Raw genomic sequence first — 25,848 nt, forward strand, 5'->3', positions numbered from 1 at the left:
GTTTCGGTGCCCGGGATGTAGAAGTAGCCGGTGCCGTAAGCGTCGCAGACGCGAACATATTCAACCGGTTCCGGCTCGGCAGCAACAATAGCGTCAGCAGCCTGAGCACCGGAAACTACTGCGAGAGCAGCAGCGGAGCCGAGAAGAAGGCTCTTGATGTTCATAAATGACCTCCAATTCAAAGTTTCGATCGGGTTTGGGATCTTTCGCTGAGCAGCGTTCCCTGCCCCATCCCCGTGTTTTAAGAAGTGGACGATCCGTCGCCCTTGCTTCCGAGGGTGAAAATACAAGACGGCGGCCGTCACGCAATCACCAACTTACTCGAATGGGTGGTTTGCGGGAGCCTTCCCGACATTCTGTTGCCGAAAGGACACAAGTCGGGCAACCGGCCCCGATTTCCTTTATGCTTTGTTAAGAAAAGCCTGATTTTGCCGCTGCTTAGCCGAAGTCGACAAAGAGCTGGACATGCGTCTTCCGACGCATTTGCGACACGTTTTTGACAAGTTCGGGCTATTGCGGGAGAGATGGCAGTTCCGAAAGGGTAACCGGACGTTCACCGATCCGCTCTCGCTACAGCCTGAGGGCTGAAGCGCGGGACGTGATTCCCGCCAGCGATTCTCTCTCTTCGAAGCGATTCTCCCTTGCCGCGACTGGCAGGGATAGCCGATTAAGCGGCCGTGTTTCGCCGACGGAAGTTGAGACCAGAGACACGCGGTGGAAATCAAAGTGGCGGAGAAGATGGGATTCGAACCCACGATACGCTTTTGACGTATACTCCCTTAGCAGGGGAGCGCCTTCGACCACTCGGCCACCTCTCCGGTGCGGCCTAACTAGGGTGAGCGGTCTTTGAATGCAAGGGTTTTTTCAGTTTTCACCAGAAGAAATGCAGGGGCCGGCGTTTCGGCTTTTGACGGACAGCGAGAACAATCGCTCGTCTGCGCCCGCCCCCGAAAGCTCGGCCGATCGTCCTTCAAGCGCACGCGCCTGGCGGCGCGCGCTCGCGGACTCAGCTCAATAGGCTCTTGAGATCGGCCGAGGGGTCGGCGAGGATCGCTCGATCGGGATTAGCGCCAGATTCCAGCAGCTTCTTGCCGGTCACATAAGCCTTTGCGTCATTGATTGCATCGACCGCGATCAGCCGGCCTTCCCTGAAGTACCATACCGAATGAGCCCCTTCGCGGGCGCCGGGACGCAGCAGCGTGTCGTCATAGCCGAGATTGAAGCCGGCAATCTGCAGCTTGACGTCGTACTGGTCGGACCAGAACCACGGCTTCGGCTCATAGGGCTCGCCGCCGCCGGCGATAACGGCTGCCGCAGCTTCAGCCTGGTCGACGGCGTTCTGCACCGATTCGAGTCTGATGCGCCCACCCTGCCATGGAAGTGCGGCGCAATCGCCGGCCGCAAAAATCGCCGGATCGGAGGTGCGGGCGAATTCATCGACGATGATGCCGTTGGCGACTTCGAGGCCGGCTTCCTTGGCAAGCTGGTCGTTCGGCACGACGCCGATGCCGACGACGACGAAATCGACGTCGATGACCGATCCGTCGGAAAGGGCGGCGCCGGAAACCCGACCATCCTTGCCGATCAAATGTTTCAGGCCGGTCTTCTCGCGGATCATTACGTCGTGGCTCTCGTGAATGGCGCGCATGAGGTCGGCCGTTTCCTTCGCCGCGACACGCTGCAGGATGCGATCGGCCATTTCGATGACCGTGACCTCAAGGCCGCGATGGCGGGCGACTGCCGCAGCCTCGAGGCCGATGTAACCGCCGCCAATGATGAGGACGCGCCGGCCGGGGCGCATTTCATCGGCCAGCAGATCGGCATCGCGCTTGTCGCGGGCGACATAGACGCCTTCGAGATCGCCGCCGATCGCCGCCGGCAGCCGGCGCGGCGTCGAGCCGGTGGCGAGCACCAGCGTGCCGTAGTCGAGAACGGAGCCGTCCTGCAGCAGAACTTGCTTGCTGTCCCGCTCGATCTGCTCGGCCCAGGTCGAAAGGCGAAGATCGACGTCGTTGTCGGCATACCAGTGTTCCGGGCGGAACAGCAGGCGGTCGAAGCTCATTTCGCCGAGCAGATATTTCTTCGAAAGTGGCGGGCGCTGATAGGGGGCTACATCCTCGGCGCCGATGAGGGTGATCGGGCGCGTATCCTTCAAAGCACGCAGTTTGGCCGCCAAGGCGAAACCCGCCTGTCCCGCGCCGATGATCACCACTTTATCCGTCACGATCTCACTCCTGAAACTAGGCTCGACACTTACGCCAAGGCCTATCCCCTGCCCCATGCGCCGTCAACGGAAAGCGGCTTCTTACATTCAGCCGATTTCGATCCAGCGACGCTCGTGGAAGGACTGTGCCATGGCATGCACCGACTTTTCTATCCTGAGACCGTCTTTAAATGTTACGATCGACGACGGCTCGCCCGATATTGCCCGGATCAGCTCGCGGCACTCGATGATCTTCAGATCGTTGAAGCCGAGGCCATGGCCAGGAGCCGGGATGAAGCGATCATAGGGCCGATGGGCAGGCGCCGCCAGTATCTTGCGGAAGCCCTGCTCCGAACCGGGGCCTTCTGCCCGATAGAGTTCGAACTCGTTCATGCGCTCCTGGTCATAGAGGATCGAGCCTTTCGAGCCGTAAATCTGCAGGGCGATCCGCCCCTTGCGACCCCAGGCGGCGCGATTCGCCATCAACACCGCGGAGATGCCGCCGCCGAGCCGCATCAGCACATTGGCGGCATCGTGATTTTCGACCGCACGGCGGCCACCCTGGTTGAGCGGACGGTCGGCATAGGGCTTCACCATGTCTGTTATGACGGCCTCGACGTGGCCGAAAAGATACCAGAGCAACGACAGCGGGTGCACGGCGAAATCGTCAAGCGCACCATAGCCGGCGGAAAGCTCGCTCTTCCAATAAAAGAAGACGTCGGCATCGGCCATGAAATCCTCGTCCATTTCGACTCGGACATGATTGACCGTACCGATGGCACCGTCGCCGACAAGCTTCCTGATGTGCCGCATGACGGGATTCTGAATGTAATTATAGCCGAGAACGGCAACCTTGCCGGAACGCTCGGCCGTAGCCAGCATGCGCTCGGCATCGGCATAGGCGGGCGCCATCGGCTTCTCACACCAGACATGCTTGCCGGCTTCCAGGGCTGCAATCGCCATCTCGGCATGGAACTGGTTGGGCGTGGTGACGGAAACGACGTCGACCTCGGGGTCGGCGATCAGCGCCCGCCAGTCGGCCGTTGCCTTCTCGAAGCCGAACTCGCCGGCACGGGCCTCGGCAAGCCCGGCATTGGCTTCAGCCAGGTGCACGAGCCGCGGACGCTCGACATCGCCGAACACGGTCTTCACCGCATTCCAGGCCAGCGCGTGGCACTTGCCCATATAACCCGTGCCGATCAAACCGATGCCAAGTGGCTTCATTTCCGTCTCCTCCAGAAGTGTGCGCGGATTTTTGGAATATTTGGATCATTTTGACAAGAGACCGTTGGCAGGCATATGGCCTTCATTCCTCGGTGCGATTGTATAAAACCCATTCAATTTCAGGTGATTAAAAACAATTAGGCGCGCCGTTCGAAATCGTCTATGCTCGGCGATATGGAATATTTGTTTCATCCCGTGAGCCGCAAGCATGGATAATGATCCCCAAAGGCACGCGCGCGTGCCGCGCGATTTCGAAAGCCTGCGCAGCACCATCATCGAGCGTAAGGCGAACATGCCGAAGCGGCTGGCGCAGGTCGCCGCCTTCGCGCTCGGCAATCCCGACGAAATCGCCTTTGGCACGACGGCGAGCATCGCGGCCGCCTCCGACGTCCAGCCTTCGACCCTGGTACGCCTCGCGCATCATCTCGGTTATGAAGGCTTTTCCGATCTGCAGAGCATCTTCCGCGAAAGACTGCGCGACCGGACGCTGAGCTATGAAGAGCGGCTCGTCACGCTGGAGCAAACGAGCGGCGACGACGAAGACGCCAACCTGCTTTCCGGATTCATTGCCGCGGCGAACCAGTCGGTCAACCGGCTGGCTGCGACGGTTCAAAGCGAGACGTTCACGAAGGCGGTGGATATCCTCGCCACCGCCGAAACGATCTACCTGATCGCCAAGCGCCGCTCCTATCCGCTGACGGCGCACATGAGCTACGCATTTTCCAAGCTCAACATCCGCCATCAGATCGTCGCCTCGCCGAACGGAGTCGATCCTGAAATGGTGCAGTTCGCATCGCCGAGGGATGCGGCGATCGCTGCGAGTTTCTCGCCCTATGCAGCCGACAGCCTCAGCCAAAGCCAGGAGCTTGCCGATCGCGGCGTCCCCGTTATTGCGATTACCGATTCGGCCTTTTCGCCGCTCGCCGCCTGCGCCACGCATTGGTTCGAGGTGGCGGAAGCGGATTTCGCCGGGTTCCGCTCGCTTTCAGCGTCGATGGCGCTCACCATGGCGCTGCCGGTTGCGATCGCCGAGCGGCGTCGCAAGCGTCAGCATCACAAAGCTGGAAAAGAGAAAATGGAATAAACATTCCGAATTGACAAAATATCGGAACCAATGTTTCATTATTGACATTCGCAGGCACTGGAAGCCGCGCAAAATCTAGCGGGAGGACATCATGGTACAATCGAATCCGGGTTCACAGCCGGAGCCGGCGCTTGATGTAATCACCATCGGCCGCTCCTCGGTCGATCTTTACGGCCAGCAGATCGGTTCGCGACTGGAGGACATCGCCTCCTTCGCCAAATCCGTCGGCGGCTGCCCGTCCAATATCGCCATCGGCACGGCGCGGCTCGGCCTCAAGTCCGGCCTCATCACCCGCGTCGGCGACGAGCAGATGGGACGCTTCATCCGCGAGCAGGCGGCACGCGAGGGCGTGGCGACCGATGGCATCGTCACCGACAAGGAACGGCTGACGGCGCTGGTGCTGCTGGCGGTCGAGGCCGAGGGCGTGTCGCCGATGATCTTTTATCGCTCCGACTGCGCCGATATGGCGCTCGAGGAAGGCGATATCGACGAGAACTTCATCAAATCGTCGCGCGCCGTTCTCGTTTCCGGCACGCATTTTTCGCGGCCCAACACCGAAGCCGCGCAACGCAAGGCAATCCGCATCGCTAAGGAGAACGGCCGCAAGGTTATCTTCGACATCGACTACCGGCCGAACCTCTGGGGCCTTGCCGGCCATGCGGAAGGCTTCGAACGCTATGTGAAATCCGACCGAGTCTCCTCGAAGATGAAGGAAACGCTGCCCGATTGCGATCTCATTGTCGGCACTGAAGAGGAAATCCTCATCGCATCCGGCGCCGATGACGTGCTCGGCGCGCTGAAGGAGATCCGGCGGCTGACGCCGGCGACGATCGTGCTCAAGCGCGGCGCCATGGGCTGCATCGTCTATGACGGGCCGATTGCCGACGATCTCGAAGCCGGCATCGTCGGCCAGGGCTTCCCCATCGAAGTGTTCAACGTTCTCGGCGCCGGCGACGCCTTCATGTCCGGCTTCCTGCGCGGCTTCCTGCGCGACGAGCCGCTGCAGACCTGCGCCACCTGGGCCAATGCCTGCGGCGCCTTCGCGGTCTCTCGCCTGCTATGCTCGCCGGAATATCCGACCTGGGCCGAACTCGACTTCTTCCTGAAGACCGGCAGCAAACATCGGGCGCTGCGCAAGGACGAGTCGATCAACCATATTCACTGGGCATCCACCCGCCGCGGCGAAATCCCGATTCTGATGGCGCTTGCGATCGACCACCGCTCGCAGCTCGTCAGCGTCGCCGACGAGCTCGGCGTCGACCACAAGAAGATCGTCGCCTTCAAGCGACTGGCGGTCGAGGCGGCAGCACGCGTTTCGAACGGCCGCGACGGCTACGGCATGCTGATCGACGAGCGATTCGGCCGCGACGCCTTCTTCGATGCGGCGACGAAGAATTTCTCCTGGATCGGCCGGCCTGTCGAACTGCCGGGCTCGAAGCCGCTGCGCTTCGAATTCAGCCAGGATATCGGCTCGCAGCTTGTCGAATGGCCGCTCAGCCATTGCATCAAGTGCCTGTGCTTCTATCATCCCGACGATCCAGCCGAATTGAAGACGGAGCAGCAGGAGAAGCTGCGCACGCTATTCGAGGCCGCACGCAAGGTCGGCCGCGAACTTCTGGTGGAAATCATCGCCGGCAAGAACGGGCCGCTCACCGACGATACGATCGCCACCGCGCTGGAGGAACTCTACGCGCTCGGCATCAAGCCTGACTGGTGGAAGCTGGAGCCACAGGCTTCCGGCGAAGCCTGGAAGAAGATCGATGCGGTGATTGCCAAAAATGATCCATGGTGCCGTGGTATCGTCCTTCTCGGGCTCGAAGCGCCCGCAGAGGAACTGATCTCCTGTTTCGAGGCGACGCTGGCGGCTCCCTCGGTGAAGGGCTTCGCCGTCGGCCGGACAATCTTTGCCGATCCGGCGCGCGCCTGGCTCTCCGGCGAGATAAGCGACGAGGCGGCAATCGCCGACATGGCCGGCCGCTTCCGGCAATTGACAGAGGCTTGGCTTAAGACGCGTGGGCTTCACTGAGAATTAGACCCCTCCCCAACCCCTCCCCACAAGGGGGAGGGACTTAAGTTGAGGCATCGCTTCACACCACAAACGAGCTCTGGTGCGGACGCAAGGTTGCGGTGAAATGCGGCGAGCCCAACGAGTGGCCCCTCCCCTTTGTGGGGAGAGGTTGGGGAGGGGAAACCAACTAGAACGAAGATTGCGGGAGGCCCCGATGGGCAAGACGATACGGTTGACGATGGCGCAGGCCGTCGCGCATTTCCTGAAAGTACAGATGACTGTTGTCGACGGCAAAAAAGTGCCGATCTTCGGCGGCGTCTGGGCGATCTTCGGCCACGGCAACGTCGCCGGCATCGGCGAGGCGCTTTATCAGGTGCGCGGGGAATTGACGACCTACCGCGCCCACAACGAGCAGGGCATGGCGCATGCCGCGATCGCCTATGCCAAGGCAAACTTCCGCACGCGCTTCATGGCCTGCACGACCTCGATCGGTCCCGGCGCACTGAACATGGTGACGGCCGCGGGCGTCGCGCATGTCAACCGCATTCCGGTTCTCTTCCTGCCCGGCGACGTCTTCGCCAACCGCGCGCCGGATCCGGTGCTGCAGCAGATCGAGGATTTCGGCGACGGCACCGTATCAGCCAATGATGCATTCCGCCCGGTTTCGCGTTACTTCGATCGGATTACCCGGCCGGAGCAGATCATCACGGCGCTGAAGCGCGCCATGCAGGTGCTGACCGATCCGCTCGATTGCGGGCCGGTGACATTGTCGCTCTGCCAGGACGTTCAGGCCGAGGCCTTCGACTATCCGGAAAGCCTGTTTCAGGAAAAGGTCTGGGCGACCCGCAGGCCGCAGCCGGATGCGGACGAACTGGCAAATGCCATCGCGCTGATCAAGGCATCTGAGAAGCCGGTGATCGTTGCCGGCGGCGGCGTGCTCTATTCGCAGGCGACGAAGGAACTCGCCGCCTTTGCCGAAACTCACGCCATCCCCGTCGTTGTCACTCAGGCCGGCAAGTCGTCGATCAACGAGACCCATCCGCTGGCGCTCGGCTCGGTCGGCGTCACCGGCACCTCGGCGGCGAACGCAATCGCCGAAGAGACGGATCTCGTCATCGCCGTCGGCACGCGCTGCCAGGATTTCACGACCGGCTCCTGGGCGCTGTTCAAAAATGACAGCCTGAAGATGGTCGGCCTCAACATCGCCGCCTATGACGCGGTGAAGCACGACAGCCACCCTGTGGTGGCCGATGCGCGCGAAGGGCTGAAGGCGCTTTCGGCAGGCCTTTCCGGCTGGAAGGCGCCGGCGGCACTTACCGAGAAGGCAACGGCGGAAAAGAAGGTCTGGATGGAGGCTGCCACCAAAGCTACGGCGGCGACCAACACCGCCCTGCCTTCCGATGCGCAGGTGATCGGCGCGGTGGCCCGCACGCTCGGCGGCGAGAACACGACCGTGCTTTGCGCCGCCGGTGGTCTGCCCGGCGAATTGCACAAGCTCTGGCCGGCGACGGCGCCGGGCAGCTATCACATGGAATACGGCTTCTCCTGCATGGGTTACGAGATCGCCGGCGGGCTCGGCGCCAAGATGGCGCGCCCTGAACGGGATGTCGTCGTCATGGTCGGCGACGGTTCCTACATGATGATGAACTCCGAGATTGCGACCTCGGTCATGGTTGGGGTGAAACTCAACATCGTCGTGCTCGACAATCGCGGCTACGGCTGCATCAACCGGTTGCAGATGGGAACGGGCGGCGCCAACTTCAACAATCTGCTCAAGGACTCCTATCACGAGGTGATGCCTGAGATCGATTTTCGCGCGCATGCCGAAAGCATGGGCGCCATCGCTGTCAAGGTTAGTTCAATCGCCGAACTCGAGCAGGCGATCGTCTCTTCTAAGAAGAACGATCGTACATCCGTCTTCGTCATCGACACCGATCCCTTGATCACCACTGAGGCCGGCGGCCATTGGTGGGATGTCGCGGTGCCGGAAGTCAGCCCGCGCGAAGAAGTCAACCAGGCGCGCAAGGGTTATGTCGAAGCCCGCGGCTCCCAGCGCATTGGCTGAACAGGTTAACCCGTTTTTCCGCAGGAGCCGACCCGCTCCTCCGCAATGTCTTTAAGGAGAATATTGATGAAGGCCAAACTCGGCATGTCGCCCATCGCATGGTGGAACGACGACCTTCCTGAGCTTAGCGACGATGTGTCGCTCGAAGAATGCCTGCGGCAATCGCGCAGTGCCGGTTTCACCGGCATGGAGCAAGGCCGCCGTTTCCCCAGCAATCCGGAAGAGATGCTGCCCATCCTGCGCGCCGCCGACGTGACGCTGTGCGGCGGCTGGTTCTCCGGGACGCTTGTCAATGAGGAGCTTGCGGCCAACAAGGACCGCATCGCGCCGATGATCGAGCTATTCAAGGCAGTCAATGCGCCCTGCATCGTTTACGGCGAAGTCGGCCGCTCCATCCAGGGCGACCGCTCAAAGCCGCTCGCGACCAAGCCGCGCCTCTCCGACGACGAGATGAAGGCCTATGCGCGCCGCGTCACGGAATTCGGCGAATGGTGCGCTGAGAAGGGCATGCCGCTCTCCTATCACCACCACATGGCCGCCGTCGTCGAAACCGAACCGGAACTCGACGCCTTCATGCGCTCTTCGGGCGAAGGTATTCCGCTGTTGCTCGACGCCGGGCATCTGGCCTTTGCCGGCGGCGATGTGCTGCGCGCCATCGACAATCACCACGCCCGCATCAACCACGTCCACGTCAAGGACATTCGTCAATCCGTCGTGGATGGGCTCGACCGCAGCCGGCAGTCTTTCCTCGACGCCGTGGCGCTTGGCGCCTTCACAGTGCCGGGCGACGGCTCGCTCGATTTCGGCGCCATCGTCCAACGCTTCGCCGACCATGGCTATGAAGGCTGGTTCGTCGTCGAGGCCGAACAGGATCCGCGCAAGGCGCCGCCGCAGAAAATGGCCGAGATCGGCCATGCCGAACTGATGCGCGTCATGACCGCGGCTGGTTATACTGTGGAAACGGAAGGCTTTCCGAAGGGGTAACGGGCCGAAAGACTCCTCTCACAAGAGGGACGAATTGACCGGACCGCTGGAGCAAGCGGCCCCCTCATCCGCCCTTCGGGCACCTTCTCCGTAAGGGGAGAAGCGAAAAGCGACGGCGCGGCATATCCCTTCTCCCCTCGGGGAGAAGGTGGCGGTAGCCGGATGAGGGGGCTGCGCCCACCAACATACGAGGAGAAACACCAATGCCAAACCTCAAGGTGAAACCATCCGGCACACATGGCCGCGTCACGCATGTCACCCCGGAAAATGCCGGCTGGACCTATGTCGGCTTTGATCTGCACCGCATCAAGCCGGGCGAGACGGTTTCGGGCGAGACCGGCGATCGGGAAGTCTGCCTGGTCTGGGTGACAGGCAAAGGCAAGGCGTCGGCCGGCGCGAAGGATTTCGGGACGCTCGGCGAGCGGATGAATCCCTTCGACGGGGCGCCGCATGCGCTTTATATCCCGATGGGCTCGACGTGGTCGGTCACGGCGGAGACCGATCTGGAACTGGCTGTCTGCTCGGCGCCCGGCGGCGGCGGCTATGAGGCAAAGGCGATCCCGCCCGGCACGCATCCGCAGGTGACGCGCGGCAAGGGCACGAATGTGCGCTACGTCAACAACATCATGCCTGAGGACGATAATTCGGCGCATTCGCTGCTCGTCGTCGAGGTGATCACGCCGGGTGGCCATACCTCCTCCTATCCGCCGCACAAGCACGATCAGGACGACCTCCCGAACGAGAGCTTCCTGGAGGAGACTTACTACCACCGCCTCAACCCGCCACAGGGTTTCGGTTTCCAGCGCGTCTACACCGACGACCGCTCGCTCGACGAGGCGATGGCAATCGAGGACGGCGACGTGACGCTGGTGCCGAAGGGCTATCATCCCTGCGCGGCAACGCATGGCTATGATCTTTATTATCTCAACGTCATGGCCGGGCCGAAGCGGATCTGGAAATTCCACAATGCCGCCGAGCACGAATGGCTGCTGAAGGCATGAAGCCCGCGCTCGATCGCTAAATAATCTGACAGCGCCAAACTATCGGTGATGGTTCACTGCCTCCATCCAATGAGGATGGAGGATCATCATGCACAGCTCGCATTTCACCATACCGGCCAGCAATATCCGCTCTTCGCGGCGGCCCGGCCTTCTTTCTGCAGCCGCCACAGCAGTCCGCTGGCTGGGGCGCAAGATCAGCGAACGGCGCAACTACAATGCGCTGATGGAACTTTCCGACGATCAGTTGAAGGATGTCGGCCTCTCCCGGGGGCAGACAGAAAGCGACGTGCACGTTTACAGCCGCTACTGAAACATCAGACTCACTGTGGTACTGTGCCCCAGCGCAGCCTTGTCGGGCTGCCCTGCCTGAACCGGACGATACAATGTCGCAGTTTTCAACAGCGCTGCTCCTGAAAACCAAGACCGTCACCATTCGTGACGTCGTCTGCAATGGCGAGTGCCGCCACAAGAGCGACGAGGAATGTGCTCACAAAACAAGCCTCGTCTATCCCTATCGCGGCGTCTTTATGCGCCATGTCGGCCGCACGGATACGGTGGCTGAAGCCAATCAGGTGCTGTTCTTCAATGCCGGTCAGGGCTATCGGATCAGCCATCCGATCGCGGGCGGCGACGGCTGCATCGACCTGTCGATCGACGAATCCATGCTGGAAGAGCTGGCGCCGAAGGAGCAGGCCCAGCCCGGCCCGGCCTTTTCCTTCCGCCGCCAGCGCCGGCGGATCGACCCTCGCGCGCAGGCGCTGGTCGCCCTGCTGCGCCACGGTCTCAGGCGCAACGTCGCCGAAACGCTCGAGGCGGAAACGCTGGCCCTGACGCTGGTTCGCCGCTCGCTCGGCGAGCGCACCTCGCATGCGGCCGGCGCCAGCCTCGGCCGGCAGAAACTCGTCGACCGGGCAAAGCTGGTGCTTTCCTCCGATCTCGCGCGACGCTGGACGCTTGCGGAAATCGCCTCGGAAGTCGGCGTTTCCCCTGTTTACCTCACCCAGGTCTTCCAGCAGGTCGAGGCCACGCCGCTCTATCGCTATCAGCTGAGGCTGCGGCTTGCCCGGGCGCTCGATTTGCTCGGCCAGTATGAGGATCTGACCGCGCTCGGGCTCGATCTCGGCTTTTCCAGCCACAGTCATTTCAGCGCTTCCTTCAAACAGGCCTTCGGTCAGACTCCGGCCGAATTCCAACGCTCGGTGCAACTGCGACGCCGACCTTAGAGCCTTTCCGAGTTGATAATCGCTAAAGTTTTCGACAGCGATGACGCGGTCTTCGATGCTCTTATTATGCTGTCCCGATCCGGGGACGATCAATGGAGGATTACCCGATGAAGAAGACCACATGCGCTGCCTGCGACTGCGAACTCGGCGCCGAGACCATCACCGTCAAGCTCGGCGGCAAGACCGTCGAAGTCTGCTGCCGGGAATGCGCCGAGGCACTGAACGAGGCGGAGGCTTCGACATCGGCCGCGCAGAGCGGCAAGGAATAGAAGCCAATCGACGGAAGCCGCACAGGAAGGCGCGGCTTCCGTCTCTCAGGCGGGCAGAAGCCCGTATCGCCAGCCGCGGCGCCTGGCATTCTCAGACAGCACCAGCAAGGCAAGCACCACCATGCCTGCCTCGGCAAAAACAGGCACCATCCAGATTCCCTGCTCGCCGAAGACGAAAGGCAGCAGGAAGGTGAGAGGCAGGGTGAGAAGATAGGGTCGCGACAGACCGAAGATCGCCGCACGCGGCGCATCGCCGATCGACTGGAAATAGGACGACAGGATCAGCATCTGCCCGAAGAGAAAATAGGCGCCGATCGTCCAAGGCAGAATTCGTCTGACCTCGGCGATAATGGCGGGATCGCCAACAAAGACGGCGCCGATGCGGCCAGCCAGCAATTCCACCGTGATCTCCACCAAGCTGCAATAGACGAGCGCCGAGAGCATGGCGATCTGCAGGCTGCGGCCGACGCGCAACCCAAGGCCGGCTCCGTGATTGTTGCCGGCGATCGTCTGTAGGGCGATGCTGAGACCAAGCAGCGGCAGATAGGCGAAGGTCAGGATACGGGTGATGATGCCGTAGGCGGCAATGGTGGCGGTATGATCACGCGTGCTCCAGAGCGAGACGTTGACCAGAATCGCGGCCGAGGCAAGCGATATGCCGATGAAACCGAGGCTCATGGGAGCGCCCAAGGCGACAATGCCGCGCCATTCGACAAGGGCGAATGCGGGAGAAGGCCTGAGCGTCGCCGGCCGGCGCCAGCGATAGACGAGCACGGCGGCGAGACAGACGAATTGCGAAGCGATGGAGCCTGCGGCCGAACCGAGCACGCCCCAATGCATCACCGCCATGAACAGCCAGTTGGCGAGGATGTTGAGCAGCGAGGCCGAGAGCGTGACCGCCGTCATGAAACCGATCCTGCCTTCACAGCGCAGCCCGTCGAGATGCAGCGACAGGAAAAAACTCACCGGCGTCGCGGCGATCATCGCGCCCATGAAAAGCATGGCGCCGTCGGCCACGGCCGTGTTCTCGGCGGCGCCGGCATCGATGATCCGCTCGCCGAGGGTCCAGTAGATCACGATGAGGATCACGACGACGGCGAGCGCCAGCGTATGGGCGCCGGAAAATACCCGGCGCGCGCCCTGGCGATCGCCGGCACCGAGCCGGCGGGCGAGGATGCTTCCCATGCCGTTTGAGACGAGCGATTGCAGGGCGACCAGCAGCATCAACCCCGGGAAGATCAGGCTGACGGCTGAGAGCGCGTCGGGGCCGACATAGGCGCCCAGGAAATAGGCGTCGACGACAGCAAAGAGGCCGTTGACGGTAGTGATCGCGACGATCGGCGCCGCAGTCCTGATGAATACGCCCGGCAGCCAGCCGGTGAGGAAGTCATTGCCTTTGGAAGGATCGGTCATGGAGAAATCCGTTTGATATCGGGCGACATCCGCTGCGCTTGAACAAGCGCATGCGGGCAGCCAGGAAAGGATGAGGAGCAAATCAGAGATCGAGCGCCAGATGAGGCACGCCGTTCGAGGTCTTCCTGGGGGAGACGCCGTCGGCATCGATCTGTGCACTCACGCGCCGCCGAAAGGCTGAAAAACTCTCGAAGGTGACCACGTCAACCGCTTCGTCGAAATGGATGGTGATCCGGTAGAGGCCACCCGGCAGAGCCGAAAGCGAGAGGATTTCGCCAGTGAACGGCTGATTGAGATAGCGGCCGCGAATATGGGCGCCGACGAAGAGCGGCGTCTTCGCAGCCGCATTGGGTTTTGCCGCCAGAGCCGCCAGCGTGTTCCAGTCACGCGCGCCGTGCTGGCGGGCGATCATTTCCAAGGCCGCACTGTGGGTCAGCGCGCTGCCGCGATCGTTCATCGCCTGGCGCAGGCGCTTGGCCTGGGCCTTCAGTTCTTCAATGCCGGGATAGGTCGTCATGGAGTGAGCCTTCGCAAGGCATGCTCTTCGACTGTCAATGGGAGCTCGCATTGCCGTCAGTCAGCATGCACAAGGGGCCGTGACCATGATCGCGAGGGCTTCACCATGGATTTTCATCCGCGAGCGGCCGGTGCCTCGAACCGGGGCTTTGTATGCGCGATCGCTGTCGGCATGTCAAGAATGGCGCGGCTGCCCGCCGAATTGCGCGAATTTGGAGCAGATCTGGACGGAATCGGCGCGATTTTCAGCCGATCTCGGCAGAAACCTTCAAACTTAACGATAATCTTCAGCAATCGTCAGCACTCTTGCGTTATTCTCTGCTTACGATGAGCGGAGGCTAAAAGGGCCTTTCAGATGCACCTCGACACAGAACACCCCAAGCCGGAACGTGCTTACCGGGAATTCAATCTCGACAGGCCGGGCAATATCATCTTCGTCGGCCACCATCTCAGCACCGGGACGCAGGTACGCTGCTTGATCCGCACGATCACACTTGCCGGCGCCGTGCTCGAAGTCAGTCCGAGCCTGGAGATGCCGAGTCATTTCTTTCTCGAAATACTCGGCATCCATGACGAAATCGGCGCCACCTTGGTCAAGCGCGAAAACGAACTGGTGACGATCAGCTTCAACATGCTGCTCAATCCGGAATTCCTGCACCACGTGCTGCGGCTGAGCTTCGAAAACTGAGGCGTCTTCCAATCACCGCCCGGTCCCGGCGCGGCCTCCTCGTCTCGCCTCTTGTTGCCGAGAGATGCGCGATGATCGCTATGATCCAGAGAAGTCCGCGCCATTCCGGGCCATCGAGCGGATCGGCCATGGGATCGCGGCGCATCCGGCAATTGCGGGACGCGACCTCGTTGAAGAGAACTACCCAGTTGAGAAGCATTGCCTATCCTCCATCTATTGCTGGAGTAGTTGAGCTAAGCCTTCACGCCCCCGTTATGTAGAGGCATGGAGGAAAGGGGGTTTTCATCCATGAAAGAGGCGAGCTGGGACGACCTGCAGCTTTTCTTCCATGTCGCGACCGGCGGCGGTCTATCGGCGGCGGCGGCGCGGACGGGGCTCAGTGCGCCGACGATCGGCCGGCGTATGCTGGCGCTCGAACGTGTGACCGGCCGGTCGCTGTTCAACCGCGGTCCCACAGGCTACCTGCTTGCCAAGGACGGCCAGGAGCTGCTCGATCGCGTCCGGCTGATGCAGGATGCGGCCCGGGCGATTTCCGACTGGCGCGGTGAAGTGCTGACGCTGCCGATTGTGTCGACGGTCGTCGACAGCTGGACGTCGCGCTTTATAGCCGACCACCTGGCCAGCGTCTGGACGCCGAAAGACTGTTTTCGCATGTGTTACAAGACTTGTGACGCGAGTGTCGATTTCACCTATCGCGAGGCGCATATCGCCATTCGCCACAGCCGGCCGGACGCCGGCAACGTCGCGATCCGCCGTTCAGTCAAGGTGGCGCATGCGGTTTATCAGGCGGCCGATTATGACGAGACCAATTGCAACTGGATCTCACTCGGAACGGACATCGCCATCACACCGGCGGACAAGTGGACTTTCGAACAGCCGGATTATTGGATCACCAGCTGGACGAACACGCCGCATATGCTCTTTTACCTGATCCGAGGCGGCGCCGGCCGCGGCGTGCTGCCCTGTTTCATCGGCGACCAGGAGCGCAAACTCGTCCGCGCCGGGCCTGTCATCGATGAATTGACCTACGAGATGTGGATCGTCGCGCATGACGACGAGCGGCAAAGGCCGGAAGTCAGGACGGTCATCGATCGCCTGGCCACACTGTTTGCCGATCATGAGGATCTGTTTGCCGGGGAGAGACCGTTGGTCTGAAGCGAACAAGAAATGCGGGCCAGCAGGCCCGCGTCAGTTCATCGATTGGTTTCATCACGCTGCGAGATGCCGCTCGATCTCGTCGATCGGCAGATTGGTATAGTCTTTCGCCAATTCCGCCGATATCGCTGCCTGCGTCTCGGCGCTCAGCGCCGGCCGCAAGGTGCCGAGCGCCTTCGGCGGTGCGATGAGGACGATACGGCGCGCATCCTTTGCCTGCGTCAGCTCGTCCATTCGCTCCGCCACATGTCTCAGAAATTGCGCTTCGGCCTGCTCCTGCCAGCTGGTCTCTTCGACAGCGCTGCGGCTCAATCCGTCTGCGGCATGGCTGCGGCCGGGCTTGTCGGCGCCGAGTTCGCGATCGGGCTCGTTCGGCTGCGTCAGGGTTTCCAACACCTTCAGGTTCATCAGCTGGGCATCGCCGGCGTTCTGCATGATCAGGGCCTTGGCTCCATTGCAGACTACGATCCATGATTTTCCGGGGATTCTGACGTCGGTCATCTTCAACTCCTCGCTGTCGTCATCGACGCGCCCCTTGCTCGTCGATCTAGACAGAACGCCCGGCCATTGAAAGAGTTCGAGAAAACAGCGCCGGAAATGATAGCGGCGCAATCCGCCATCGAGCTTTGCATGACAGCCTGCGTGCCGATTGTGAACATCAGGAGTCCCGCTTGGGAACAAAACTTAAACTCGTTAAAATTGTCATCATATGTTTGACGAATGTGCAAAACATTCATGGGACCGTGACTGGAGCAAGATCAGCTTGCTCAGAGCAAGAACCCCAACTGTGCCCTGTCTGACGGAGAATGTAAGATGACTATGCTCCGCGCCACACACCTTGCGACGGTCAAATCCGCCGTTTACGACCTGCGCTGGGAAGAGTTCCACGTCAAGCGCCCGGCCCGCATCGTCGCCGTGCGGCCGTGCCTCACCGGCGTGTCGATGCGAAGCGCCGAGATCATCGACATATCGCAGGGCGGTGCGACGTTCATCGTCTCGACAACCGCCGGTCTGCCGAAACATTATTATCTGAACATCCTCGGCCTGGCTTATCGCATCGGTTGCGCCGAGGTCTACCGCCATAAGGAACGCATCGGGGTAAGGTTCATCAACCTCCTGGATCCAGAGGTTCTGCGACGCGTCGTCCGCGCCGATTTCCTTGTCGGCAATATGGAAGCGATCGACGCCAGGCGTGCACCGATGTTCCGCGAGACGAGGCTTGCCGCCAGCCCGGCATAAGTCCCCGGATGGGAAACTGATCCGAGGAAAAATCGTCCAGCAATTCAAATCACTCGTCGCCTTGCCGATTGAAAGGGACGCATCAGCAGCGCCGTGGCTGCGGAATAATCTTGCTTGCCATGGCTGGGCCCGGGCCTATTGTTGCGCCTGATCTCAACATGTCCGGAAACCGCTTTCGCATGTCCGCCTTCTCGCGCTTTACACCCCTCATCAGCGCCCTGCCCTCCACAGTTCCCTTCGTTGGCCCCGAGGCCATCGAACGCGAGCGCGGTCGCGCCGTCCTGGCGCGAATCGGCGCCAATGAGAACGGCTTTGGCCCAGCCCCTTCCGTGCTTGCCGCGATCCGCGAAGAGACGCACGATATCTGGAAATACAACGACCCGGAGAATTTCGCGCTGCGGCAAGCACTTGGCGCGCATCTCGGTGTGGCGCCCGCCAATATCGCCATCGGCGGCGGCATTGACGAACTGCTCGGTCACATCGTCCGGTTGGTGATCGAGCCGGGGGCGCCCGTCGTTACCTCGCTCGGCGCCTATCCGACCTTCAACTTCCATGTCGCCGGTTTCGGCGGCCGGCTGGTGACCGTCCCTTATGTCAACGACCGCGAGGATCTGGACGGGCTGCTCGATGCCGTCAGGCGCGAGAATGCGCCGCTTGTCTATTTCGCCAATCCTGACAATCCGATGGGAAGCTGGTGGGACGCCGACAGCATCGTCGCATTCGCCCGGGCGCTACCCGAGACCACGATGATGGTGCTGGACGAGGCCTACAGCGAAACGGGGCCGGCAAATTCATTGCCGTCGATCCTCTCGCTCATCGATCTGCCGAACATGGTCCGCACCCGCACCTTTTCCAAGGCCTACGGGCTCGCCGGTTCACGCACCGGCTACGCGATCTCGACCTCGGGCACAGCACAGGCCTTCGACAAGATCCGAAATCATTTTGGCATGAACCGGCTGGCGACGGTTGCAGCGCTGGCGGCGCTCAAGGACCAGGCCTATTTGGCCGAGGTGGTCGGGAAGATCCATGCGGCACGCGAGCGGATCGGCCGCATCGCCCGGGCAAATGGTCTTGAGCCGCTGCCCTCGGCGACGAATTTCGTGGCGATCGATACCGGTCGCGACGGCGCCCATGCGCGGGCGATCGTCGATGGCCTGATGGAGCATGGCGTGTTTATCCGCATGCCTGGTGTTGCGCCGCTCAATCGCTGCATCCGCGTCAGCGTCGGACCGGAGGCTGAGATGGCGCTGTTCGAGGAAGCGCTGCCGCAGGTCCTGAAGACGCTCGCCTGAGGTTTTTATCCCTGTCCGCCGACATTGGTCGGTCTTCCCCTTTTGTCCGCGTATTGCGTTCAGCGGAGTTCCTCGGCGAGGCCGATCAGAATCCCTTCAGGTCCGCGAATGTAGCAGAGCCGATACGCATCCTTATACTGAACGACTTCCCCTACGAGCTGCGCGCCGCGCTCGCGCAGTCTCTCAAGCGTCTCGTCAATGTCATCGACTGCGAACATGACGCGGAGGTAGCCGAGGGCGTTGACCGGGGCGTTCCGGTGATCTGCGACGACAGGCGGCGCCAGAAAGCGGGAGAGCTCAAGCCGGCTGTGGCCGTCCGGTGTGCGCATCATGGCGATCTCGACACGCTGATCTCCCAGTCCGGTGATACGTCCGGCCCATTCGCCTTCGACCGTCGCCCGCCCTTCCAATTCAAGGCCGAGCTCGCGAAAGAAATCAATCGCCTCTCCGAGGTCTTCGACGACGATTCCGACATTGTCCATTCGCTTGAGCGCCATGTTTTGATCCCCAAGGTGTCATTACAATCGACGAGGTCTTGCCTCGTCTAACGAAGGACGTCTGAGGCGTCCCAACACCGACAACCTCAGAAAACGTCTGTTGGAGCGCCGTGGGTCCTTTTGGACACGCGGCGCTCCAACAGTTGAGGTATCGTTCTGTCCGGAATCGTTTCGGATTCTCGGTCGGTGCGTTAGTGAACCGTCATCCATTCGCGGGCAGCGCGCAGTGCTTCCACGAGCTGCATCTTGTTCATGGCGGCGGCCACGTCGGCGCGGAGCTCGGCGGCGCGGTCGTTGCCCTTGATCGCGGCGATGTTCAGCCACTTGTGGGCGGCAACGAGGTCGACGGCGCAGCCGCGGCCGGTCGCATACATCAGACCCATTTCGCAGAAGACATCGGCGCTGTTGTTGTCGCCACCCATGGTGGCCGTTTCAGCATTGTGCATTTCAAAGCGTGCCATCGGTTTTATCCCTGTTAGCCTGTTTACGACTTACCCTGTTTTACCTTCGGACCCTGCCGTCTACGCGGCTTTGCGGCCCTTCCGGTCCGGCGGGTTTACCCCGCTCATCTGATGGCTTGACTATGCCAAACTGCTTTCAAAAAACGCCTAAAATGCATGATTAATTTGAGACAAACAAACTGCAAACGCTTGGTAAAATTGGGTTTTTGTTAAACATCGGATTGCCTGCGATTTAAGGACTTTCGTTCGAATTTTACAAAAGATTCAGATTTGGAAATAAACGGATCGTTCATCATGAAAACAGCAGGCGACGGGTTTAAAAGCTCTACGGTCGGCTTTTCGGCTGCTTTCAGCGACCGGCAGCTGGCTCTATTTATCTTTACGTTCGCGTCAGTTATTTTCGCGGCCGGTCAGAGGACATCAGGGAGGAAAAAAGATGATCCGCAGCCTCATTCTTGCCGGCGCTATCGCCGTGATGGCGGGCACAGCGAATGCCGAGGAACCTATCGTCGGCAATTGGAAGACCGCCTCCGGCGAAACCGCGGTGATTGCCGCCTGCGGCGGGAGTTATTGCGTGACGCTGAAAACCGGTAAATATACCGGCCGCAAGATCGGCACACTTGCCGGGACCGGCGGCAGCTACGCCGGCGAAATCACCGACCCCGCCGCCGACAAGACCTATAGCGGCTCAGGAAAGATTTCCGGCAATTCACTGAAGATGCAGGGCTGCGTGATGAAGATCCTTTGCAAGACGCAGACCTGGACGCGGCTCTGACGCGATAAAACCGACGCAACAAGCATCCGAAACGTATAATCATGCCGGTCGAAAAGCCGGCATGTCCTCAAAGTCTTCCCGAGTTGCCAATCGTCACTGCAATCGCCAGACCCTGCCCCGCAAGCTGAACGGTGGATGAACCGACATCTCAGCACTCGTTCAGCCGAGGTGTGGCAAAACTCATGTCACCGTTAGGTTGCGTATCGGGGGCCTGGGATGAACTTCTATATTCTGGCAAGACGTTTCACCATCATCACGCTGTTTGCGGCGGTCTTCGCCGTCACATTTTCGGCGGTCGTCGTGCACAATGGCGGGGGCGGTACGCAGTCGCATTTCGGTGCGAACTATACCTGCCTGGAGAGAAGCGGAACCTTCTGCGCGCCCACGGTGCGGTGACGGCAACAGGCTCGCAAGAGGATAAAAAGTCGGATTCGGCCGGCGCGCGTCGTTTGCTTGTCAAAAACAACTCTCTATAATGCGTCATGAACAAACGAATCTCCCCTCTGTCGCCCCTCGACATTTCCTCTCCGCCCCCTTTCCAGCCCGAGAGCTTCGATGATCCGGCCAAGGCCGTCGAGACGCTGACAGCGCTTTATGAACGCAATACGGCGTTCCTGATCCAGAGCTTCACCGACCTTGCCCAGGGTGCTCCGATCGCCTCGCGCTACCGCGCCTTCTATCCGCAGGTCAGCATCGAGACGACGAGCTTCGGCCATGTCGATTCGCGCCTCTCCTACGGCCATGTCACGGCGCCCGGCATCTACACGACGACGGTCACCCGGCCGAAGCTCTTCAGGCATTACCTGAAGGAGCAGTTGTCGCTGCTGATCAAGAGCCATAATGTTCCGATCGTCGTCTCGGAATCATCAACGCCGATCCCGCTGCATTTCGCCTTCGGCGAGGGCGCCCATGTCGAAGCATCGGCCTCAGCTTTTGTCGACGTTCCAATGCGCGATATCTTCGACACGCCCGACCTCAATACCACCGACGACGAAATCGCCAACGGCGAATATATCCCGCCGCCAGGAGAGCCCTCGCCGCTTGCGCCGTTCACCGCCCAGCGCATCGACTATTCGCTCGCCCGGCTGTCGCATTATACGGCGACGCATGCCGAGCATTTCCAGAACTTCGTGCTGTTTACGAACTACCAGTTCTATATCGATGAATTCTGCAGCTGGGCGCGCAAGCTGATGGCGGAGGGCGGCGACGGCTACACCGCCTTCGTCGAGCCCGGCAACATCGTCACCCTGCCCGGCTCAAGCGTGCCGGAAACGGATGCGACACTTTCCCGTCTGCCGCAAATGCCGGCCTATCATCTGAAGAAGAAGGGCCATGCCGGGATCACCATGATCAATATCGGCGTCGGCCCTTCCAACGCCAAGACGATCACCGACCACGTCGCCGTGCTGCGCCCCCATGCCTGGCTGATGCTCGGCCACTGCGCCGGGCTTCGCAATAGCCAGCGGCTGGGCGATTACGTTCTCGCCCATGCCTATATGCGCGAGGACCATGTTCTCGACGACGACCTGCCGGTCTGGGTGCCGATTCCGGCGCTGGCCGAAGTGCAGGTGGCGCTGGAAGCGGCCGTCGCCGAAATCACCGGTTACGAAGGTTTCGAGCTGAAGCGCATCATGCGCACCGGCACCGTCGGCACGATCGACAACCGCAACTGGGAACTGCGCGACCAGCGGGGGCCGGTGAAGCGGCTGTCCCAGGCGCGCGCCATCGCGCTCGACATGGAATCGGCAACGATCGCCGCCAATGGCTTCCGCTTCCGTGTGCCCTACGGGACGCTCCTCTGCGTCTCCGACAAGCCGCTGCATGGCGAGTTGAAGCTGCCGGGTATGGCGACCGCCTTCTACCGCACGCAAGTGAACCAGCATTTGCAGATCGGCATCCGTGCGGTCCAGAAGCTTGCGGCCATGCCGAAGGAAGCGCTGCATTCGCGCAAACTGCGCAGCTTCTTCGAGACGGCATTCCAATAAGCCGTTTCTTTATCGGCCGGTCGCAACAGGCGCCGAACTCTGCGCAAGCATCTGCGGCCTGCCGGCAGCGATGTTCAGCCCTGCAATCAACAGAGTGAAGGCGACGAAGACGAAAGCGACGCGCAGAAGGGCCTTCAGCCCAGCGCTTTCGTCGAATGCCAGCCCGCGCTTCTCATGGCGGCGCGCCCAGATCTGGCTTGCCAGCGCGATTTCAAGAATACTCATTGCCATTCTCCTCGACAGGTTTCGACGAAGCCTTGTCGAGTGCTCACTTGTCATTTCGACAGGTGACCGGCACAAAAGATTTTTCCTGACGCTGTCGAAATGCCCGCACCCCATTCGTCCAGAGGTATTGAAGGAGGCTGCCCGCAATGAAATATCTCTGCCAGGTCTGGTTCGATGGCGCGATACTCGACGCCATGACGAATGAGGAGAAGGCCGACCTCGACGCGAATTCCCTGAACTATGACCGGGATCTCGTCGAAAGCGGGCATATGATCATTGCCCAGGCACTGCAGCCGCCGACATCGGCGGTGACGGTCCGTGTGCGGGCCGACGAGACATCGGTAACAGACGGTCCTTTTGCCGAGACGAAGGAAGCGCTCGGCGGCTTCATTCTGATCGAGGCAAAGGACCTTAACGATGCGATCCGCGTTGCCGCCGGCATCCCGATTGCGAAGCTCGGCGCAATCGAAGTGCGGCCAATCCATGAATTCGGAACCAAATGAGGAAAGAGCGATGAAATTTCTATGCCAGATCTGGTTCGACACGGAAAAAAGCAAGCTGGTCCCTCAGAGCGAATGGGATGCGCTCACACAGGAGTGCATCATCAGCGACAATCGCTGGCGCGAGAGCGGTCACCTCCAGGTGGCGCTCGCCTTGTATGAACCGTCAACAGCGGTCACGGTCCGCCTGCGCAATGGCGAAGTTTCTGTGACCGATGGCCCGTTTGCTGAAATCAAGGAGCACCTCGGTGGTTTTGTGCTTATCGAAGCCAACAGTATCGAGGAGGCGAAAACGATCGCGTCGAGTTTTCCGATCGTCAAATATTCCTCGATTGAAGTGCGCCCGACTTACGCGATCCAGGATGGGAAATAGCCATGCGCTATATCTGCCTAATCTACAACAGCGCCGACACGGATGGCAGGCTGACGCCTGGTGAGACCGATGAACTCATCAAAGCGCATTTCGCCTTCGATGAGGAGCTACGCCGTGACGGCATCATGATCCACGCCGATGCCTTGGAGATGCCTGACCAGGCGACGGTGCTGCGCGTTCGTAACAACACGCTCTCCGCCACCGATGGCCCCTATGTCGAGACGAAGGAACATCTCGCCGGCTTCTACGTCATCGAGGCGCCGGACCTCATGCAGGCGAAAGAGATTGCCGGACGGATCCCTTCGGCGCGTTTCGGCGCGGTCGAGCTCAGGCCCGTGCGGACACTCCCCGCGCCGTACTGAGGAGGTGCGCCGCTGGAGAGCGTGATCGAAGAGATTTATCGAACCCAGTCGCGCCGGGTGCTGGCGACGCTGATCCGCCTGCTCGGGGATTTCGACCGAGCGGAGGAAGCGCTTCAGGATGCCTTTGCCGCGGCCGCCCGGTCATGGCCGACGGATGGCGTTCCCGGCAACCCGTTCGCCTGGCTCGTCTCGACAGGACGTTTCAAGGCGATCGACACAATCCGGCGGCGAGCGCGCTTCGACGCCTCGCAGCATCACATCGAGGACAGCCTCTACAGCGTCGACACAACGGAGATCGGCGATATGGAAGCGATTGAGGACGACATGCTGCGGCTGATCTTCACCTGCTGCCATCCTGCTATCCCATCCGATGCCCAGACGGCGATGGCGCTCCGCGAAATCTGCGGATTGACCACCGAAGAGATCGCCCATGCCTTTATCGTTCCGGCGCCGACGGTCGCCCAGCGGATCGTGCGCGCCAAGAACAGGATACGCGCCGCGAATATCCCCTACGAAGTGCCGGGCCGCGACGCACTGCCTCAGCGGCTCGATCAGGTGCTGCACGTCATCTATCTTGTTTTCAACGAAGGTTATTCCGCCTCATCCGGCGAGGATGTTGTCCGCGCCGACCTGACCGCCGAGGCGATTAGGCTGGCGCGGCTGCTTCTGGCGCTGCTGCCGCATCCTGACGCCCGTGGTCTTCTGGCGCTGATGCTGCTGCAGGACTCCCGCCGCTTGGCACGCAGCAACGAGCAGGGATCGCTGGTGCTGCTTGCCGACCAGGACCGGTCGCTCTGGGACCGTGCAAAAATCGCGGAAGGCCTGGCGCTGCTCGCCGAGGCGATGCGGGTGGCGGAGATCAGCGCCTATACGGCGCAGGCGGCGATCGCTGCAGAGCATGCCAGGGCGCCGACCGCCGAAGAGACCGACTGGCGGCGCATCGCCTTCTACTATGATCTGCTGCTGGCGGCGCAGCCCTCCCCGATCGTGGAACTCAACCGCGCCGTTGCGATATCAATGGCGGAAGGGCCAGCGAAGGGACTGGATCTGGTCGATGCCATTTTAGGGCGTCAGGAGCTCAGGTCCTATCACCTCGCCCATTCGGCGCGCGCCGATTTCCTGCGCAGGCTTGGCCGCACCGAAGAGGCGATCACCGCCTATCAGACGGCACTGTCGCTCTGTCGGCAGGAGCCGGAGCAGGCTTTTTTGCGGAAACGGATTTCAGAGCTTGCCGCGGCGCCCGAGCGGCAGTGAGATTGCGGTGCCCGTCAGCGCCGAGACGATGATCAAGAGATGCGCATTGACGCTTGCCTGCGCCAGCGCGACCAGAGCCATCCGCTCGCTGGAGGCTCCGAGCGCAATGGCGCCGGCGGTGATGCCGGCCGGATAGGTGCCGACGCCGCCCGGCGCGTGCACCGGCAGAACGGAGGAGAGTTCACCGCCGAGCGCGCCGCCGAAGCTTGCCGCTATCGGCAGCACGCCCATCAGGCCGAGCGCCCATGCGAGCACGATCACCTTCACCAGCCAGTTGACGATGGTCATCGCCCAGGCGCGCGCGAAGGCTGCGGCATCGAGCGGCAGCCCGTTTTCGATCTCAACGACGAATTTCTGCGCCTTATCAGGCAACAGCCTGGCAGCGAGCCGGAACAGCGGCTTGCGCGCGGCGAAAGCTGCGACCGGCAGCAGCAGGAAGACTGCCCAAAGCGACCATGCGACGAATGCATCGGCCGCGGCAAGCGCAAAGCCGATACCGGCGGCAGCCAGAAGCGCGTGCAGGTCGAGCAGCCGCATGACCAGGAGCGCCGAGGTTCCGCGGGTCAGCGGAATGCCGAACTCGGTGCGCATCAGCAAGGGAAAGCTGGTCTCGCCGGTGCGGAAGGGCAGCATGATGTTCAGGAGATTGTGGATCTGCGTAACGCGAAAGAGAATCGCGAAGCGGCCCGCCGTCTCCTTGGGAAAATAGTCGTAGATGCGCCAGGTACGCAGGAAATAGGTGCTCGTCAACGCCACGAGCGCGCCGATCACCGGGCCTGCCCCGACATCGGCCCATTGGCTGATGATGACGGGCCAACCCCAGAACCATTGTACGAAGAGCGCATAGGCTGCGACAATTACGACCGTCAGCGCCGTCATGCGATTGCGCATAAACCAGGACTGCTGGCTTTCAACGATCGAACTCTTCATGTAGTAGGCATTCCTCGCTTGGCGTCGGCATGAGCCTCGGCTCCATTGCCAGGCGTTTTAGGAGAAATGAAGGTTGGGCACAACGGCGGAGTTGAAGCGACGGCGGCGAGATCGCTTTAAGG

The 25,848-nt window shown here is 61.2% G+C and carries 30 protein-coding genes and 1 tRNA gene; 19 read left to right on the forward strand and 12 right to left on the reverse strand.

Translation table 11 applies throughout. The features are described from left to right. The 4 genes from CO660_RS17310 to CO660_RS17325 all read right to left on the reverse strand — a co-directional run. On the reverse strand, positions 1-164 hold a 164-nt coding region (locus tag CO660_RS17310), incomplete at its 3' end, for a porin (RefSeq protein WP_176536304.1). 563 nt (positions 165-727) lie between these two features. Then, positions 728-818, reverse strand: a tRNA-Ser gene (locus CO660_RS17315). 188 nt (positions 819-1,006) lie between these two features. Then, a complete protein-coding gene (locus tag CO660_RS17320; protein WP_097599766.1) occupies positions 1,007-2,224 on the reverse strand; it encodes an FAD-dependent oxidoreductase in 1,218 nt (405 codons plus the stop codon). Between the two features lie 87 nt (positions 2,225-2,311). Continuing rightward, complete coding sequence (locus tag CO660_RS17325; protein WP_097599767.1) at positions 2,312-3,427, reverse strand: Gfo/Idh/MocA family oxidoreductase; 1,116 nt, start codon at positions 3,425-3,427, stop codon at positions 2,312-2,314. Positions 3,428-3,635: 208 nt separating this feature from the next. On the opposite strand from CO660_RS17325, the gene CO660_RS17330 reads away from it, so the two are divergent. From CO660_RS17330 to CO660_RS33330, 8 genes are all read left to right on the forward strand, one after another. Beyond that, complete coding sequence (locus CO660_RS17330; protein WP_097599768.1) at positions 3,636-4,511, forward strand: MurR/RpiR family transcriptional regulator; 876 nt, start codon at positions 3,636-3,638, stop codon at positions 4,509-4,511. 91 nt (positions 4,512-4,602) lie between these two features. Next, entirely contained in the window at positions 4,603-6,537 is a 1,935-nt protein-coding gene (gene iolC / locus CO660_RS17335; RefSeq protein WP_097599769.1) for a 5-dehydro-2-deoxygluconokinase, read from the forward strand. A 196-nt stretch (positions 6,538-6,733) separates the two neighbouring features. Beyond that, entirely contained in the window at positions 6,734-8,584 is a 1,851-nt protein-coding gene (gene iolD, locus CO660_RS17340) for a 3D-(3,5/4)-trihydroxycyclohexane-1,2-dione acylhydrolase (decyclizing) (RefSeq protein ID WP_097599770.1), read from the forward strand. 66 nt (positions 8,585-8,650) lie between these two features. Continuing rightward, a complete protein-coding gene (gene iolE, locus CO660_RS17345; RefSeq protein WP_097599771.1) occupies positions 8,651-9,568 on the forward strand; it encodes a myo-inosose-2 dehydratase in 918 nt (305 codons plus the stop codon). A gap of 203 nt (positions 9,569-9,771) precedes the next feature. Beyond that, positions 9,772-10,569, forward strand: coding sequence for a 5-deoxy-glucuronate isomerase (gene iolB, locus CO660_RS17350; protein WP_097599772.1), 798 nt, complete (start codon positions 9,772-9,774; stop codon positions 10,567-10,569). 88 nt (positions 10,570-10,657) lie between these two features. Then, positions 10,658-10,879: a DUF1127 domain-containing protein gene (locus CO660_RS17355; RefSeq protein ID WP_097599773.1), complete on the forward strand. Its 222-nt coding sequence runs from the start codon at positions 10,658-10,660 to the stop codon at positions 10,877-10,879. A 73-nt stretch (positions 10,880-10,952) separates the two neighbouring features. Continuing rightward, positions 10,953-11,792 carry a helix-turn-helix domain-containing protein gene (locus CO660_RS17360; protein ID WP_097599774.1) on the forward strand — a complete coding sequence of 280 codons (840 nt, stop codon included), beginning with the start codon at positions 10,953-10,955 and terminating at the stop codon, positions 11,790-11,792. 107 nt (positions 11,793-11,899) lie between these two features. Then, on the forward strand, positions 11,900-12,061 hold the full coding sequence (locus tag CO660_RS33330) for a hypothetical protein (RefSeq protein WP_176536305.1): 162 nt from the start codon (positions 11,900-11,902) through the stop codon (positions 12,059-12,061). Positions 12,062-12,106: 45 nt separating this feature from the next. On the opposite strand, the gene CO660_RS17365 is transcribed toward CO660_RS33330, so the two are convergent. Then, on the reverse strand, positions 12,107-13,474 hold the full coding sequence (locus tag CO660_RS17365) for an MATE family efflux transporter (RefSeq protein WP_097599775.1): 1,368 nt from the start codon (positions 13,472-13,474) through the stop codon (positions 12,107-12,109). Between the two features lie 82 nt (positions 13,475-13,556). Beyond that, positions 13,557-13,991, reverse strand: a complete 435-nt coding sequence (locus tag CO660_RS17370; RefSeq protein ID WP_176536306.1) for a glyoxalase superfamily protein — start codon at positions 13,989-13,991, stop codon at positions 13,557-13,559. A gap of 354 nt (positions 13,992-14,345) precedes the next feature. On the opposite strand from CO660_RS17370, the gene CO660_RS17380 reads away from it, so the two are divergent. Beyond that, positions 14,346-14,678, forward strand: coding sequence for a hypothetical protein (locus CO660_RS17380; RefSeq protein ID WP_097599778.1), 333 nt, complete (start codon positions 14,346-14,348; stop codon positions 14,676-14,678). Here the strand turns inward: CO660_RS17380 and CO660_RS33860 are convergent. Then, entirely contained in the window at positions 14,629-14,877 is a 249-nt protein-coding gene (locus tag CO660_RS33860) for a hypothetical protein (protein WP_097599779.1), read from the reverse strand. The two genes, CO660_RS17380 and CO660_RS33860, sit on opposite strands and share 50 nt — an antisense overlap. Before the next feature lie 89 nt (positions 14,878-14,966). On the opposite strand from CO660_RS33860, the gene CO660_RS17390 reads away from it, so the two are divergent. Beyond that, the gene (locus CO660_RS17390) at positions 14,967-15,833 is read left to right on the forward strand and encodes a LysR family transcriptional regulator (RefSeq protein WP_097599780.1); all 867 of its coding nucleotides are present in this window, start codon (positions 14,967-14,969) and stop codon (positions 15,831-15,833) included. A gap of 54 nt (positions 15,834-15,887) precedes the next feature. On the opposite strand, the gene CO660_RS17395 is transcribed toward CO660_RS17390, so the two are convergent. After that, positions 15,888-16,334: a host attachment family protein gene (locus tag CO660_RS17395; RefSeq protein ID WP_097599930.1), complete on the reverse strand. Its 447-nt coding sequence runs from the start codon at positions 16,332-16,334 to the stop codon at positions 15,888-15,890. Positions 16,335-16,646: 312 nt separating this feature from the next. Between CO660_RS17395 and CO660_RS17400 the strand changes: the two genes are divergently transcribed. After that, positions 16,647-17,072: a pilus assembly protein PilZ gene (locus tag CO660_RS17400; RefSeq protein WP_097599781.1), complete on the forward strand. Its 426-nt coding sequence runs from the start codon at positions 16,647-16,649 to the stop codon at positions 17,070-17,072. A gap of 179 nt (positions 17,073-17,251) precedes the next feature. Further along, entirely contained in the window at positions 17,252-18,364 is a 1,113-nt protein-coding gene (locus CO660_RS17405; RefSeq protein ID WP_097599782.1) for a pyridoxal phosphate-dependent aminotransferase, read from the forward strand. A 59-nt stretch (positions 18,365-18,423) separates the two neighbouring features. Here CO660_RS17405 and CO660_RS17410 read toward each other — a convergent pair whose 3' ends face one another. Both CO660_RS17410 and CO660_RS17415 read right to left on the reverse strand, forming a co-directional pair. Continuing rightward, positions 18,424-18,861 (reverse strand): VOC family protein, encoded by a 438-nt coding sequence (locus CO660_RS17410; protein ID WP_097599783.1) that lies wholly within the window; start codon positions 18,859-18,861, stop codon positions 18,424-18,426. A 191-nt stretch (positions 18,862-19,052) separates the two neighbouring features. Beyond that, a complete protein-coding gene (locus CO660_RS17415; RefSeq protein ID WP_011424668.1) occupies positions 19,053-19,322 on the reverse strand; it encodes a sel1 repeat family protein in 270 nt (89 codons plus the stop codon). A gap of 436 nt (positions 19,323-19,758) precedes the next feature. Between CO660_RS17415 and CO660_RS17420 the strand changes: the two genes are divergently transcribed. The 3 genes from CO660_RS17420 (at position 19,759) to amn (ending at position 22,082) form a co-directional block, all read left to right on the forward strand. Further along, entirely contained in the window at positions 19,759-20,097 is a 339-nt protein-coding gene (locus CO660_RS17420; RefSeq protein ID WP_097599784.1) for a DUF2147 domain-containing protein, read from the forward strand. 216 nt (positions 20,098-20,313) lie between these two features. Continuing rightward, positions 20,314-20,493, forward strand: coding sequence for a hypothetical protein (locus CO660_RS17425; RefSeq protein ID WP_085777540.1), 180 nt, complete (start codon positions 20,314-20,316; stop codon positions 20,491-20,493). A gap of 86 nt (positions 20,494-20,579) precedes the next feature. Further along, positions 20,580-22,082 carry an AMP nucleosidase gene (gene amn, locus CO660_RS17430; RefSeq protein WP_097599785.1) on the forward strand — a complete coding sequence of 501 codons (1,503 nt, stop codon included), beginning with the start codon at positions 20,580-20,582 and terminating at the stop codon, positions 22,080-22,082. Between the two features lie 9 nt (positions 22,083-22,091). On the opposite strand, the gene CO660_RS17435 is transcribed toward amn, so the two are convergent. Beyond that, entirely contained in the window at positions 22,092-22,307 is a 216-nt protein-coding gene (locus CO660_RS17435) for a hypothetical protein (protein ID WP_245421339.1), read from the reverse strand. Between the two features lie 146 nt (positions 22,308-22,453). On the opposite strand from CO660_RS17435, the gene CO660_RS17440 reads away from it, so the two are divergent. From CO660_RS17440 to CO660_RS17455, 4 genes are read left to right on the forward strand one after another with little or no spacing between them, the layout of a single operon-like run. Beyond that, positions 22,454-22,810, forward strand: coding sequence for a YciI family protein (locus CO660_RS17440; protein ID WP_097599787.1), 357 nt, complete (start codon positions 22,454-22,456; stop codon positions 22,808-22,810). A gap of 10 nt (positions 22,811-22,820) precedes the next feature. Beyond that, the gene (locus CO660_RS17445; protein WP_097599788.1) at positions 22,821-23,180 is read left to right on the forward strand and encodes a YciI family protein; all 360 of its coding nucleotides are present in this window, start codon (positions 22,821-22,823) and stop codon (positions 23,178-23,180) included. A gap of 2 nt (positions 23,181-23,182) precedes the next feature. Beyond that, positions 23,183-23,542: a YciI family protein gene (locus tag CO660_RS17450; RefSeq protein WP_085777535.1), complete on the forward strand. Its 360-nt coding sequence runs from the start codon at positions 23,183-23,185 to the stop codon at positions 23,540-23,542. A gap of 12 nt (positions 23,543-23,554) precedes the next feature. Further along, complete coding sequence (locus tag CO660_RS17455; protein ID WP_097599789.1) at positions 23,555-24,796, forward strand: RNA polymerase sigma factor; 1,242 nt, start codon at positions 23,555-23,557, stop codon at positions 24,794-24,796. Here CO660_RS17455 and CO660_RS17460 read toward each other — a convergent pair. After that, on the reverse strand, positions 24,764-25,726 hold the full coding sequence (locus CO660_RS17460; RefSeq protein WP_097599790.1) for a lysylphosphatidylglycerol synthase domain-containing protein: 963 nt from the start codon (positions 25,724-25,726) through the stop codon (positions 24,764-24,766). The genes CO660_RS17455 and CO660_RS17460 overlap by 33 nt on opposite strands. Positions 25,727-25,848: the final 122 nt, after the last annotated feature.

This window comes from Rhizobium sp. L9 (assembly GCF_002531885.1).
In the GTDB taxonomy this organism is placed as follows: Bacteria; Pseudomonadota; Alphaproteobacteria; order Rhizobiales; family Rhizobiaceae; genus Rhizobium.